Consider the following 14791-nt stretch of genomic DNA (forward strand, 5'->3'; position numbering starts at 1 on the left):
GGTACGGGCGGGGCGCCGTGCGAACCGGTGGTGTAGCTGTTGTCACCTCGTCGCGCTCACGCACCTCACAACAGGTCGATGGTGATCGTTCCTCTGTTGAGCACGTCCGTTTCGGAAACATGGACTTCCTGCTCCGTATCCCAGATCAACGTCCCGTTCTCATAATGCCCTGCGCGCAGAGTGTAGGGGGTTACGGAGAGGTCGAACTGTGTACCTCCTGCGATCGGGCCGTCCGTGGAGTAGGGCACAATGAACTCGTAGGTGTTGGTCGGTGAAGCGGTGGTTTCGAGCGCGTAGGTGAACCGCCGGCCCTGGTTCGTGGTGATCGCGGTGGAAATCTCGATGACGGAGCCATTCGCGGCGGTACCGGTGATGTGCGCGCCCGGCACGTACTCGAAGACCTTCACGAAGCCCACGGGGTTGAGGTACTCGGGCGTCCATGCTTTAAGATTCTCCTGCCCGGTCCCGACCCCGTAGAGGTTCACCCGCAGCATCCCCTCTTCGGTCCTGGCGATGATGAAGACGTTATTGTTGGTCACATCGCGGATCATCCACCGGCCTTCGTCCATCTTGCTCACGGTGCTCTGCTCGGAGAAGGGTATGCCGGAGGACGTAAAGGCGCTAACGAGCAGTTCCGGCAGCGTATTGTTGTTCAGGTCGTCTTCGATCCAGGTTCCGGCAGGGAACTCGAAGAGATGCCCGTGCAGGATCTGCGCCTGCGCGGCAGTCGTGGTATAGTCGTTGGAGTAGCTCCGCCAGTTCATGTAGCCCGTGTTCGTGTCCATAAAGAGTATGGGCAGGAAGAACGTGGGAGACTCGTGCACCAGGCGATAGTGGTGCAGGGCGGGAAAGATCGTGCCATCCACGTTGGTGCGTGTACCGTCGAACATGTGCAAGCGTGCCACCATGGTATAGTAGTAGTACCCGAGGCTGCTGTACCGTTGTGGGTCGCCGGCCCAGACGGTCATCGCGCCGTATTTGTTGTAGTATGAATTCCAGACATCAGCCATCATGAAATCGCTGACCACGTATTTCACGTCGAGCGCATCGGCAATCTCGTTCGCATCAGGCTCATTATTCGCAATGAAGAAGACAGAGGCACCTGGGGCATTATCTCGATAGGGGCCGCCGATACCGTCCTGGCCGAGCGGATTAGCGACAGGTATCCGGTGGCCGATACGGGTGATCCAGTGCCCGTAGTCCCACCAGCTGATAACCGAATATGCGGGTTCTGGGTAATCATATACCCCTCTTTCGTTCGTCGTCTCGTTGAAGGGTGGCTCCTCGTAAAGCCCGTAGTAATCCAGACCTGGCTCGGGTGTGTTCGCCTTCATCCACGTAAGCGCTTTATACCAGTTATCATCCGGCCCGCCACCAGATCGCGCACTCGCTAATGTGGTCGTGAGCGGCGGGTAGAAGACGATCAGACCAATAGCAAGAATCGCGAGGATGAGCTCAGGCCGTACGGTAGCGCTAATTTTTCCGGTATTAACTTTGAGCCGGTTTTCCGGCTCTGCAGCGGTAGTTTTGGTTTTTGACTTTTCTGTCGCGCCGCCTTTTGCGTTCAGCTTCATCTTCCCTTTTACCTTGCCACCCTTTGTAGCCGCTTTGCCGGTTCTCGACGGTTTGCCGCGTGACCAGACATAATCAATAATAGCCCCGCAAACGAGACCGCAGAGCAGTGCGACATTGATCGCATAGTGCGCGGCAAAACGGTTCTGCCCGAAGCAGGCGAAGAGCATGATGCCACTCCATACGAGGACGAGCACCTCTTCAGCACGGAACTGCTTCGCGATGTTGTAGCCGAGCAAGATAAAGCCGGCGAAGGCGATGAAAAAGGTCGTGCTGAACCACCGCCAGGCCTCGCCATCAACAATCTTGCCCGTATACTGCGAGAAGATATGCATCGGGTGCACTTCCGCGATCGTGAGGCTGGATTCCGAAGGGACGAAGACATGAAGCGCGCCGATAACATTTGCATAGAGCGCGGGTGCCAGAGCGTTCAGCAGAACAAGTGAGACCACTGCGAGTAGAACAACAACAATAGGAAATACATATGGCACTATTTTTTTGGCGTTCAGCACAAATGAAACCGCGCCCAGCGCCAGGACTACCGCGATAGCAAGGAAAATGGAGATCATCTGAATGCCCGTGAGTGCGCCGAACTTGGGTATCGGTGCTAGCATAAGTAATGCTATAATAAAGGCCGGAATGCTCACTATGCACAGATAATCTGTGCTCGCTCCTCGTAGGTGGTCAATTATATATTGCACTATGGCATACACGATCAAGACAAACATGATGAGCGGGGCACCGATCCACGCGAGCTGTAAGCTCCCGAGGAATATACCAGCGAGAAGAGAATAGCTAATCGGCCGTTTCAATGCGGTCCAGTCTTTTTCCAGTAGCGAATAATAGGTGATTTCGTTATTCTTCGCCGCTTTGAGTGCCAAAATGAAAAACAGCAAAGCAGTCGTGCTGAGCAGGGTTTCCATTACGTGATGGTCCGTGAACCCCACTATGGACCGTGACAGGAACTGCCCGGGAAGGATCGCGATAAGCGCAGCGGCAAGCAGCCCCGCATTACGGTTCCACACCGCCTTGCCAATGAAATAGACGGGTATGACCGTAAGCGCGCCCAGCACCGCGGGATACCACGCACCGATAACATCGATGCTATCCTGGCCAAGCGTAGCGTACGGGTTCCCCCGCCCGATTATCCAGATAATGGCCGCAAGGAGGTAGCCAAAGAGTGGCGCGAACCCCTTGGTCGTTCCGTAGGGGTAATACGTATAAGCATCGTAATAGATCCGGTGCGGGAAGTTATGGAGCGTGTTATCAACGATGCGCATGTGGTACCAGGGGTCGTTACCGCCGAAGCGCACGAACGCGCCGCCAAGCACACTGTCATAGGGCAGTGCGACCCGTATGTAGAGCGATACAGCGACCAGCAGCGCGACCGCGACGCCATAGATCAACGACAGCTTATCAATCCGTTTCACCTGAATCTGTGGTAGCTCCATCCGTTCTTATCTCCCCTTTACCGTCCCCTTTATAGTTCAGATGCGCTTTTATAAATAGCTATCATTTGGGTAGAAGTGGTTTCAACGAGAATCGTCTCACCGGGTTGGTTGTCCGGATCCGTATCCCTCCGCAATCGCGTTATATCGCTCTACTTCGCAGAGAGCACGAAATATACCCCAGTGATCCAAAAACTAACCGGAGAATGCCGAAGAGCGAAAAATGCGTCTGAAGCGTTTTTTGGGGTGAATACCTGCTCCATAATTTGCCATGCTTCATTGTGAGCTGCTTCCGTCCATAGCCATACCAGAACGCCTGTTTCAAAAAACCTACTACCGATCTGCTCGTATCCCTATACACCACGGCATGTTCGTTGTAAGCCAGTTGAGCACCAGCATCGACGGCCCTGAAATTGAGATCAACATCCTCAGCAGTAACGAAACCAGTATCAAATCCGCCAATTTTTTGGAATATTTCTTTCTTGTATGCGAGATTACACGCAGGAAACGTAACATCATATCCTTTATGGTTCACTTCAACCCTTGTTATGTCCGCGAAGGGGCCCACATTTATGGTTTTCCCCGCTACTATATCATAACCTTCTACGATTGATCTTCGCAGTTCTTTTAGCCACTTACTATCAGCTTTACAGCCGCCGTCTATGAATGCTATAACCTCGCCCTGTGCTTTTTCTACACCGAAATTTCTCCCGTAGCCTCTGGTTCCTTCATGTACAAACAACCGGATTTCGGGATTTTGCTCAGCATACTCCTCAACTATTTGACGAGTGGTGTCAATGCTATGAGCATCCACGATAATAATTTCAAACGTTTTTTCTTGCGCGAGCAGGCTGTCAAGTAATTTACCAATGCTCCGTGCCTCATTCTTTACCGTTATTACGATGCTAACCAACACGAGAATATATTAAGTGGAGCTCCTATATATCTTTATTTTGACAGGAAACCGCGCCACCTTTGTTGACTGAAGAAGCTATGAAAGGCATGAAAGAGGCTAGTAGCGTCACCAAGAAGGACACGAGCAAAAAGATAGCTATAGGACCTCTTATCTTACAGATAACGGGATTCGGGGGTGTGCAGCGCCACATACTCAATATTATGGACTATTCGAAATATGATTTGAAACCAATCACGCCTCTGTTATCATCGTACAGCCGATATTTGCGGCCGGCCTCGTCGCTGTTAACAACCAGGAAGGTGTCATTTCTCGATGTATACGGGCTCTTTTACAGCAAACTACTTTTACCCTGCTACGATATCGTTCATCTGCATGGCCATCCTGAATGGCCGGGTTTGTATTCGAAACCGCGGAAGAAAAAAGCACAGTATATTCATACGGTTCACGGTATTTACACGCAGGAGGATTACCCCGACGATTGGGATTATCGGTCTTTATTGAATGAACGAATGCTCAACGCCTGCAAAGAAAGTGACGTTGTTATTGCAGTTGCTCGATGGCTCAAAGCATGGCTCAAAGAAGCTGGTGTAGATGCACTTTATATTCCCAACGGCATAAATGTAGCGGAATTTACAACTGCTCATCCTGCTGATTTTCGGGCAAAATTCGCTGTGAGTGACGATTTTTATTTGTTTGCAGGGCGGCTTGATGAATACAAGAGACCGAATTTGTTCATTTACTTGGCTGAAAGGATAACAGATAGGAAATTTGTGATGGTGGGAAGAGACCTTACACCCGATAAAGTTAGAAATTACTATGGGGCAGATTTGCCACAAAATCTCACCTGTTTAGGTGAACTAACTCGGGAAGATCTCATAAATGCCTTTTCGGCGTGCAGTGTTTTCATTCTAACAAGTAAATACGACACATTCCCCTCAGTTTTGTTGGAGGCTATGGCTTGTAAGAAAGTGGTAGTTGGCGCGAATAATGCAGGACCTAAGGAGATAATAACGGATGGAACAGATGGTTATCTTTTCGAGCCTGATGATATTGACGATCTGTATGATAAGGCATTAAAAGCGTGGGATACTGCTGTATTTGGAGAGAGTGGTTTTGAAAAGGTCAAAGAAAAATTTGATTGGAAAGGGGTTGTAAAACAAATCGATGGGGTGTACGAGAGGCTTGTGCAATAATAGACCAGTTATAATGGTACCATTTAGTGAATACTGCGCTATTGACTTAAATAGAACCTTGAAGTGTAAGGGCGTTTACGGTTACTTGTTGTTACTTCTTAGAAAAGTATTGGCATTTTATACGAAGGCAATAAGTATATCAACTAGAAGCAACCATAAAGCAAAAATAATAAACAGAATTTTGTTGCTCTATAAGAAGGTGCTATTAGATGATATATAAAATAATATATTTAAAGAGTGGTCTAACAAGTGGCTTTGTTTTTTTAAGAAAGCTACATTCTCTACCAATATCAATCTTATGGATTTTTAATATTGTCTTATTTTATATTGCAGTCAGGCTATATTATTATCTTTTTTATAACAAAACTAAAAAAAAAAATAAAGTTATACTAGCTTTTAGCAGTGTCCATTATACCGGCAATCCGCGAGCTGTATTTGAAAAAATCAGGAAGGAGTACTCTGATAAATACGATTGCTATTGGGTCGCTAAGCGATGGGAGACTCTAAAACACGTTAAGAAGACGGGGGGTAAGGTATTTTATTCTTACAGTCTGTTTGGATTGAAGTGGTTTTTGAATACAGATGTATGGATCAGGTCACACCCGGGACTTGATGTTTTCTCGTTTCTGCCGCATAAAAATTATAAGCTTATACAACTCTGGCATGGTGTTGGACCAAAAGGCATTCATCATACCTTACAAGACTATGAAATGCATGATATCTGGTGTTTAGCGTCAGAATATTCCAAGCAAAGGCACATAGAATTATGGAATGCACCTGAAGCGAGATTAAAGGTGACGGGCTTCGCCGAAATGGATATGCTTTATAATTATTTGATAATTTCAAGAGATAAGTTATTGCAGGATGTAGGAATAAAAAACACTGGTGTTATTCTTTTGTATGCCCCTACCTACGATGTGGGGCTATGGCCTTGGGGTGATGCTTATTATGAATTTGATCATTTTTGCAAATTTTTCACTGAAAATGATTTAATCCTGATTTTACGGCTTCACCCATATACGAAAATTAAAAAGCGACTACTTAAAAAAATTATAAACAAGTACGATAACGTTTACTGGCTTGATATGTCCAAAGAGCCAGATACAATGAAATTGCTTGCTCTTTCAGACATTCTGGTTACTGATTGGTCTTCAATTTATACGGATTATTTTTTAACACAAAGACCAATTATCTATTTAGAAGCAAATAAAGATTTTTTAACAGAACTAAGAGGAAAACCTGAAATACCTCCAGAATGTAGGGTTGGAGAAATAGCTCATAATACTAAAGAGTTTTATGAAGCGTTGGAAACTGTTTTAAAAAACGGAAACATATTTGAAGCAAAGCAGGAGAAGTTATTAAAAATAATTCACGGAGACGTTGATGGTAAAGCCTCAGAAAGAGTTGTAAAAGTTATAGAAAAACTATTAAATTCGTAAAAAATCAAAAAGTTTCACCTATATGTTCCGCCTCCCTGTTCATTAGATGCTTTATCGATCCTTTGGGTGCTTTTTCTTCATAAACCATATTGTATATTTCATTAAATATTGGCGATCGTAGATTCGCTTTTTTACATAGTTGCGGGATAGCTCCAATGGTATAATATCCTTCTACTAGTTTACGCCCTGCCTTCATTTTCTCCAGCGCATCGCTGGGAGATAATCCCGTGCCGATTAGTCTACCAAATTCGCGGTTTCTAGATCTCCCAGTGCAACTCATCCATAAATCATTACCCCAGCACTGACTTTCCATTGAAAAAGTGTGCGGGTGTGCCCCTAAAGCAACTGCAATTTCTTTAGCTTCTTTCGCAGCTCTCGAAATCATGTGTGTTTCACTTCCGTATGGTAAACCTAAACCGTTAATAACGCCTGCAAGAATTGCTATAACATTTTTAAACGCACCGGCATATTCAACACCAATCAAGTCAGTATTCCCGTATATTCTAAGATTTCTACCCTGAAATATTTCTTGCAACTTCTTGAGGACGACAATATTTTCACAGCTGATATCAGCTCCTAACGGGGCATCATTTACCAGATCTTCTGCAAAAGTGCCTCCTGATAGTTTCGCAATGGTATAATTTGACGTGGTGTTGCTTATCCCTTCTTCTATAACTTCAGAGAACAATTTGTTTGTTCCAATTTCTAGAGCTTTGGCGGTATTTACAATTATTATGTTATCTTTTAAATAAGCCTTAATCTCTTTTATAATCTCTCTTATAGCTTGTGATGTAACAGCTAAAATGACAACATCTGCATCTTCTATTAATTCTTTTTTGGTTCTTGCGAAATATACATTTTTTGGCAATTTTTTGTCTTTAAAATGATAGGGGTGGCTTCTATCTGTCTCCAGATGCCGCATTAGTTCAGAATTTGAATCATATGTCACTATGGTATTCTCTTTATTTTCTAGATATTTTACCCCCAGATGATGCGCGAGCGCAAAACCAAACATACCTGTTCCGACAATGCTGATTATCATTTTACGTAATAAAGATCTCCTTTGCTTTTTCAATATCTTCTAACGTATCCACCTCAACCCATTTTAATCCACGGATATCCAATTTGTGCATTTTCATATCTCGTAATGTTTCATTTAACGCATATTCAAACCACTTGTTTTTTATGTTTTTTGCAATAAGCGTTTCTATCTCATCAAATAATATTCTACTACCATGTGAAGAAAATTTAAAAATTCCAATTGTTGAACCATCACTACTCATTTTTGGTGCGGTTTTTGGTAATATCTCTTTAATAAATCCTTCCTCTACCTTCACCTTAAGTTCTTCTAGATCATAATAATAGCTATCCACGGGAGCAACGTCTTTTTCTGAATAATTAAGCAACTTTTTAATTATGTCCTCTTCAAAAATTGTATCCCCATTCAATAAAAAAAATTCTTCACCTTTAACATAGTTAGAAGCCAAATAAAGCGAATATATATTCTCCGTAGTTTCGTATTCCCTGTTCTCTATGAATATTAAATTCTCGGTGCTTTTAAGTTTTTTTTTTATATTATCTGCCATGAATCCAATTACGATATAGATCTTAGTAACAGAATTTTTAAATAATAGGTCAATTTGGCGCTCTAGGATAGTTCTCCCTCCTATATCCATTAAACATTTGGGATTATGGCATGTAATCTCGCCCAACCTTGTACCTCTTCCTGCAGCGAGAATAACTGCCTTCATGCTTCTTCCCCAGAGTTACGATACTCATTATTTTTACGATGATAACATAAGAGGATTTTGATTAAGTGTATCTAAAGCCATCCAAATTTTTCCCCCCGGGTTTTTCATCTTTTTTTGTTCTATTTTGGGGTTTTTTACGCCGTTTAGACGTTATTTTCCTCGCTTTCTCGCTTTTTCTCGAAAGCTTACGCTACCCTAAACTGCTCCCTGCCTCTTGAGCGTGCATAACTGGTACAGATTGAAGCTAAGACCTGTGGAGATCATCTTCACATGGACCCGCTCGGCTGTGGTAACCAGCACGTGTCCGGCTTTGAAAACTCTCTTGATTACGGCATAGTGCCGCTCACCAGGAGTTCTCTTTTTGCTGATGCGGCGATTTCGCAATGTATCCAAGATTCCGATAGGATGTTCCCGAGCACCGCGTTTCATCGTCGCGGAATAGCCCTTGCATCCCGCACCCTGATATCCCTTATCGCGATAGGCGACCTCGCCCTCGTTGGAGAGGTCTATCTGGCTGTCATGGACCGACGCAGTGGTCGTTTCAAGTTCTCGGATGAGACCAAAGTCATTATCTACCTTGCTATGGAGTTTGTAGCCAAAATAGGATTTATTGCTCTCCTTCGCCCACGTTCCGTTGGCGCTTCGCCGCGTCTTCGCCTCCTTGCCGCGTGGCGTGTCCGTCTTCGCATGCCCAGGATCCGCGGTGATAAAAGTCGCGTCCTGAACGGCTGCTTTAACTTAATGAGACAAATCTGGGCGCACGCCTCCTCTTTACGAACTCCGAGGCGTCCATATAGAATCGATTCCAGTGGATCTATCAGAAGGTGAAGGGCGCGAAGAGGCGCTTAAAAATCGAACGTGGCTACCGCGCGTCATCTTGCAGAGTCGGTCTATTGGGTATTAACGAAGCAGGAAGCTTGTAAACAACCTAAGGTAAAGAGCATCGTCTTCTCCCTGATCACTTCGAGGATCGTCAAAATGGGTAGAGCCCGCCGTTGACGATGCGTAACCATGTGCCGAGGAAAGCACGAAAAGATGAATGTCGCTTGATGTGAACGGTGAGGGTAAAGTATAGATAGGATCAGAACGCATGGCTAAATAGGGCGAGGTATTTTTTAGAGAGGAGAAGTGCCACTTTTTTAAACTGATAGAATAAAATTTTTCAGAGAGAAATGGGTAGATTCAAGGATTTAGCGGGCGGGTATCTTGATGCATATCTTCAAAAACAAGGAAAGGCAATTGTTGATTTAAAACGTTTGGAAGAAAAAGGGATATATGCTGTAGTTCCTAGCCCTTTTGGATCGTACAAAACAGTTATCATAAAAAAGATTTATTATGAATGGGATCAATACCCTTTATTACATCCAGATAAAATTTTTAAAAATGATATAATTCTTGATCTCGGCGCTACCGTTGGGGATATTTCAATACCTTTAGCTTTGTATGGCTGTACCGTCTTTTCAGTTGAACCCGTATATTACGATAAATTATTACTGAATCTTAAATTAAACGGAGTTGAAGGTAAAATTATACCGTTACAGTTTGCTATTGCAGAAGATACAAAAGAAATTATAGTACAATGGCATAATGAAAAAGTTACAGTACCAACGAAACCTCTTAGATATTTTTTGGAGTTGATTAGAAATAAAGGATATGAACCTACAATTCTCAAAAGCGATATAGAGGGTGCAGAGTGGAGTTTTAGAGATGCGGATTTGTTAGGATTTAGAATAATTGAGATGGAAGTTCATAACGGCAATGAATTTGAATATGTCGATAGGTTAAAAGAGTTAGGATATACTGTTTCGTATTCATGGTGGTATTCTAATGATAAACCTACTTATTTATTAGTCCATGGAGAAAAAAAGGAGGACAAAAACTGCTAGGTAGTTTTATGCTAACTTCAAAGTAAATATGGCTCGGGAGAGCTAAGTGTCTTTTCTTTTTCCCGAGTTGTAGAATGGAGAAGCGCGGGCAAAAAGCAAAAGGGCGGATTGAGCGAGCAGAAAGTGTGTTTCCCTATATCTATCTCAGTGGATTTTGATTTAGCCCTTTTCAACGCCCAGCCATTTTTCTCCTGCTTCCTTTCGTCTCTCGCAGGTCTTTTTGGGGGTTTTTACGCTTTTTCGACGTTATTTTCCTTTTTTCCTCGTTTTTTCTCGAAAGCTCACGCTACCTCAAATCACTCCTTACCGCTCGAAATTCCGTAACCGGAACAGTTTGAAGCTAAAAGGTCATATTCACGTTGACCCGCACTACCGTGGTAAGCTGCACGTGCCCAGCGGTGAATACATCCTTGATCGCATTGTGACGTTCACCAGTGGCTCTCTTTTTGTTGATGCGGCGATTTCGCAGCGTATCACAGATGCCGATATGATGATCACGAGCCCCGCGTTTCATCGTCGCGGAATAGCCCCTGCATCCCGCACCCTGATATCCCTTATCGCGATAGGCGACCTCGCCCTCGTTGGAGAGGTCTATCTGGCTGTCATGGACCGACGCAGTGGTCGTTTCGAGCTCTCGTATGAGACCAAAGTCTGTATCTACCTTGGTGTGGACTTTATAGCCAAAAGAGGTTTTATTGTTCTTCTTCGCCCACGTCCCGTTGGCGCTTCGCCGCGTCTTCGCCTCATCGCCGCGTGGCGTGTCCGTCTTCGCATGCCCAGAATCCGCGGTGATAAAAGTCGCGTCCTGAACGACTCCTTTTCGCACCTGCAGGCCGAGCGCACCAAGCTGCCGCTGGAGCTCCGCCCAGATCGCTTGATCTCTGCCGGTCTCTGCCTACCGCTCTCGAAACCTCCAGACGGTCGTAAAATCAGGAATAGTCTGTGGAAACCCGAGGAACCCTGAACGAGAGCCGATCCGCGACCTTTTTCTCCCGTTCGGGATCAGAGAGCCCGTGCCACTGCGGAAGCACCGCAGCTTGATCATCAGCACTTCATCGTTTTTCGGTCGACCGACTCGTTCGCTCTTGTTATCGTACAGCTCGGCCACTATCGGACGGAACGCTTCCCAATCAAGCAACGATTCTATCTCTGCAAGTTTATCGCCGAGTTATGCCACCCGCTTGTTCGCCTCGTTCAAGCCCCCCGCGAGTGATATTGGGTAATCACGTTACATCTACCACTACCGGTGATCTTCTGCAGCTTTTGAATCATCTTTTGAGCCTTATCTCCCTCGGAGCTCCTCGTTAAGGTACCTAAACAACTCCCTTATATTTAAGGTATACAGAAAGAAATCGAGGTCTTCTCTAGTAAATTCCCTGAATACAACCAGAAGTACAAAGTAAAGGAGTAAGCCACCCACTACTATCCCCAATAATTCGTACCATCTTCCAATAGCCATAATATTATTTGTATAAAGCACGATAGCGCCCATCAATGCAGCAGCAATGACATGCCACATAATACGTCCCGATCCTTTTATTCCGATGAGCTTCAAGGCAACCTGTTTGATATAAATCAGTCCTACAAAATATGCTACAACCGTTGCTATTGCTGCTCCGAGCGCTCCTAAACCCGCGCATTGTAGCCCGATTATTTCTAGTTCTTGCGGAATTAAGACAAGGTTGAGTGTAATATTTAATATAAGCATTATAATAACTCTATTACGTACTTTTTGCGGCTCGTTCATGCCCTGTAAATTGCTCACATACGGTAGCGATAACGTCTCAAGTACTACAAAAAAGGGTAAGATACGCAAGACTTGTACTGCTGGCAGGTACTGATCACTGATCAATATGTGTATTACCGGTTCTGCCAGAGCGGCCAGCAAAACAACGAGCGGAAAAACGATCATGCTTAAATAGCGCTCAGATTGTAAAAAGAGTTTTCTCACGCCTTCAATGTTGTTGATCGCATGATATTCAGATATAGCCGGAAATAAAAGCGTTCCAACGGCATATACAAATAAAAGGACGAAGTGAGACAGATTGAACACGGCAAAATATTCGCCGACCTGCGTGGCACCCCAGAAAAACTGGATGAAGACCTTATCCATGCTCGTCATGATGATATAGGCGGCTGATGCCAGTGCCATAGGACGAGCAAACCGGAGATAATCACGGAAATAGTCTGCAGAGGGTCTACCGAACGAATAATTACGGAAGAAAAAAAGCGCGAGACTAAATTGAAAGAGTTCACCGAAAAGATAGGTGTAAGCCAGCGCTAATGCGCCCCATCCCAAATAAGCGACAACTATAGTTGCAACAACTCGTGCCAGTGTGGCCACAAAATGCGGTAGCTGTGACTTAGCGATTTCCTGTCGCGCGTTAAACGTAAAAATCATCGTTCGGGTAACGCCGAGCAAAAGGAAGGAAGCGAGAAGAATATAGACAGCGGATTCATGGTATGGAGTCTCAAAACTGTTACCAACTACATACTTCCATACCGCCAGAGAACCAATAACGACGCTTGCCATCAAACCAGCTAAAGCGAGCTTTGTCACCGCAAAGGTAGCTATGCACGTTTCCAGGTCCCGGCCTTCTGAGACCCTCTTTATATGCGCAGCATTAAATCCAAGGTCACTCAAAAAAGAAAATAACGCGACAAAACCATAAGCAAAACCGACAACGCCGTATTCCCACGGCTCCATGTACAGCGCGATGAACTTTAACGCGATATAGCCTAGCAAGCCATTGAGGAGATGCGTGATAATGATCAACGTCGATTTTCGCGCGATCATGATACGAACATAATGGTTAAATGGCTATATAAAAGGCCAAAAAGCTATCAAAAAGCATTTAACGTCGCAGTTGATGCGATTTATCACCTCTTTAGTCAGGTATCTCTGAAGGCTCTCCTTCCCGCAGTATCAGTACACTCAAGAAGATCGCCGTGAAGATCGTCTGGATCCCGATCGCCGCGAGCACCATTGCGAGCATTGCGGTGGTGATCTCCGAGAGCGATCCGAACCCCGTGCTGATCCACGTTCCTATTACCTTTAACCCGAGCGCGAATCCTATGAGCAGCAGCCCGATCCCGAGTGCAAGCTCCTTCTCCAGCGAATGGTAGTCCAGCAGCTTCTTGATCCACCCTTCCTTCTCCGCTATGCCCTGCACCGCTGCGTACGCCTTCATGATAATGCCGGTCGCCACCGTTTGGAACCCGATGATCACCAGGATGCTGCTGAAGATGAGCGAGTGCATATGCGAGGTGCCCACGTTGCCGCGGATGAGTATCGTCAGGCTCAGGAGCACACCCAGCAGGAACACCAGCGCACCCGGGAAGAAGAGGAACGGCTCAGGTCGGTAGAGCATCATGAACCTGATATGCCGCCAGCCGTCACGAATGGAATGCAGCTTCGAGGGCGCGCTACGTGGGTAATAGTTTATCGGCACTTCCGCGATCCTTAGTCTCTGCTTCGCCGCCTCCACCACCATCTCGGATGCGAACTCCATACCGCCTGTTCGCAACGCCATGCGCTCGTACGCAGCTCGGGTGAACGATCGCATCCCGCAGTGCGCATCCGAGATCTTGATCCTGAAGAGCCGGTTCAGAATCTTCGTTAAGAACGGATTGCCGATGTACTGATGCAGCCGCGGCATCGCGCCCTTCATAATAATGCCGCCGAAGCGATTGCCCATCACCAGGTCTGCCTTACCTTCTAGCAGCGGCTGTAAAAACTTCTGAATTTCTGAGAAATCGTAGGTGCCGTCTGCATCCCCGATAACGATATACTCTCCTGTAGCATGCGCGAGCCCCGCGCGGTACGCGTTCCCGTACCCGCGCTGCTCAGGCGTGATTACGATCGCGCCCAGCGCTCGCGCGATCTCCGGCGTTCGATCACTAGAATTATCCGCTATAATGATCTCGCCATCGATGTGCTGCTCCGTAAATACCCGCTTCACTTTCTCGATACAGGCGCCGATCGTGCCTTCCTCGTCCAGCGAGGGCATAACCACTGATACGTCCGGCATCTCTCGTTCTACGCTCACTTAGTTCTTAGCATTACCTTGGCGCTAAGCGCATTAAAAACTGTTTCCGGCCAGACGGAGACGGGTATTAGGCGGCCACCGCTCACGAGCTCACGATTCCTCTAGCCCTTCGTAAAATCCGCGGCTTGTCGGGAAGAGAAGGTCGAAGAAGCGTGTGAAACTGTACGCAAAAAAGCGGGATAAGTACCCCCGCACCTCACTGATAACGGTCGGGTAGTTCATTAGAGAATCCCAAAGAGAGCATCGATCTGCTATCAGGTTTCCAGATCCGAACCCATTCGACTCGTTCAAAGTCAGGATCATTTGTGGCGATGTTCGTTATCCCATATCTGTGCAGTGTAACAACATGGAGCGATAACACGATACTCATTAACAATGCCTCCTTCTTTGCCCTTCTCCTCTTCTGAAAAAAACCTCTTTGTCGAGTAGAGCTCATAGCCTACCTCTTGATGGAGTAATAGCTCCGGGGTGACTATGAGCCCCCTCACAGAACCGGACGTGAAGTTTTCCCTCATCCGGCTCTTCAGGAGCGCATCC

General features: G+C 45.9%; 9 protein-coding genes and 2 pseudogenes. 3 read left to right on the plus strand and 8 right to left on the minus strand.

The window, feature by feature from the left end:
* Positions 1-65: 65 nt before the first annotated feature.
* Entirely contained in the window at positions 66-3023 is a 2958-nt protein-coding gene (locus ENN68_04620; protein HDS45366.1) for an oligosaccharyl transferase, archaeosortase A system-associated, read from the minus strand.
* A 139-nt stretch (positions 3024-3162) separates the two neighbouring features.
* Positions 3163-3936, minus strand: coding sequence for a glycosyltransferase (locus ENN68_04625; GenBank protein HDS45367.1), 774 nt, complete (start codon positions 3934-3936; stop codon positions 3163-3165).
* A gap of 62 nt (positions 3937-3998) precedes the next feature.
* Between ENN68_04625 and ENN68_04630 the strand changes: the two genes are divergently transcribed.
* Positions 3999-5129: a glycosyltransferase family 1 protein gene (locus tag ENN68_04630; protein HDS45368.1), complete on the plus strand. Its 1131-nt coding sequence runs from the start codon at positions 3999-4001 to the stop codon at positions 5127-5129.
* 209 nt (positions 5130-5338) lie between these two features.
* The gene (locus tag ENN68_04635) at positions 5339-6568 is read left to right on the plus strand and encodes a hypothetical protein (protein HDS45369.1); all 1230 of its coding nucleotides are present in this window, start codon (positions 5339-5341) and stop codon (positions 6566-6568) included.
* 4 nt (positions 6569-6572) lie between these two features.
* Here ENN68_04635 and ENN68_04640 read toward each other — a convergent pair whose 3' ends face one another.
* The 3 genes and pseudogenes from ENN68_04640 to ENN68_04650 all read right to left on the minus strand — a co-directional run bounded on the left by ENN68_04640 (position 6573) and on the right by ENN68_04650 (position 9045).
* On the minus strand, positions 6573-7610 hold the full coding sequence (locus ENN68_04640; protein ID HDS45370.1) for a hypothetical protein: 1038 nt from the start codon (positions 7608-7610) through the stop codon (positions 6573-6575).
* Position 7611: 1 nt separating this feature from the next.
* Positions 7612-8319 (minus strand): phosphocholine cytidylyltransferase family protein, encoded by a 708-nt coding sequence (locus ENN68_04645; protein ID HDS45371.1) that lies wholly within the window; start codon positions 8317-8319, stop codon positions 7612-7614.
* A 195-nt stretch (positions 8320-8514) separates the two neighbouring features.
* A pseudogene (locus ENN68_04650) lies at positions 8515-9045 on the minus strand (transposase).
* Between the two features lie 446 nt (positions 9046-9491).
* On the opposite strand from ENN68_04650, the gene ENN68_04655 reads away from it, so the two are divergent.
* Complete coding sequence (locus tag ENN68_04655; GenBank protein ID HDS45372.1) at positions 9492-10205, plus strand: hypothetical protein; 714 nt, start codon at positions 9492-9494, stop codon at positions 10203-10205.
* Positions 10206-10545: 340 nt separating this feature from the next.
* Here ENN68_04655 and ENN68_04660 read toward each other — a convergent pair.
* The 3 genes and pseudogenes from ENN68_04660 to ENN68_04670 form a co-directional block, all read right to left on the minus strand.
* Positions 10546-11421 (minus strand): annotated as a pseudogene (locus ENN68_04660) (IS5 family transposase).
* A gap of 66 nt (positions 11422-11487) precedes the next feature.
* A complete protein-coding gene (locus tag ENN68_04665; protein ID HDS45373.1) occupies positions 11488-13002 on the minus strand; it encodes a flippase in 1515 nt (504 codons plus the stop codon).
* A 91-nt stretch (positions 13003-13093) separates the two neighbouring features.
* Positions 13094-14236 (minus strand): glycosyltransferase, encoded by a 1143-nt coding sequence (locus ENN68_04670; protein ID HDS45374.1) that lies wholly within the window; start codon positions 14234-14236, stop codon positions 13094-13096.
* Positions 14237-14791 lie beyond the last annotated feature (555 nt).

It is taken from the genome of Methanomicrobia archaeon, assembly GCA_011049045.1.
In the GTDB taxonomy this organism is placed as follows: domain Archaea; phylum Halobacteriota; class Syntropharchaeia; order Alkanophagales; family Methanospirareceae; genus JACGMN01.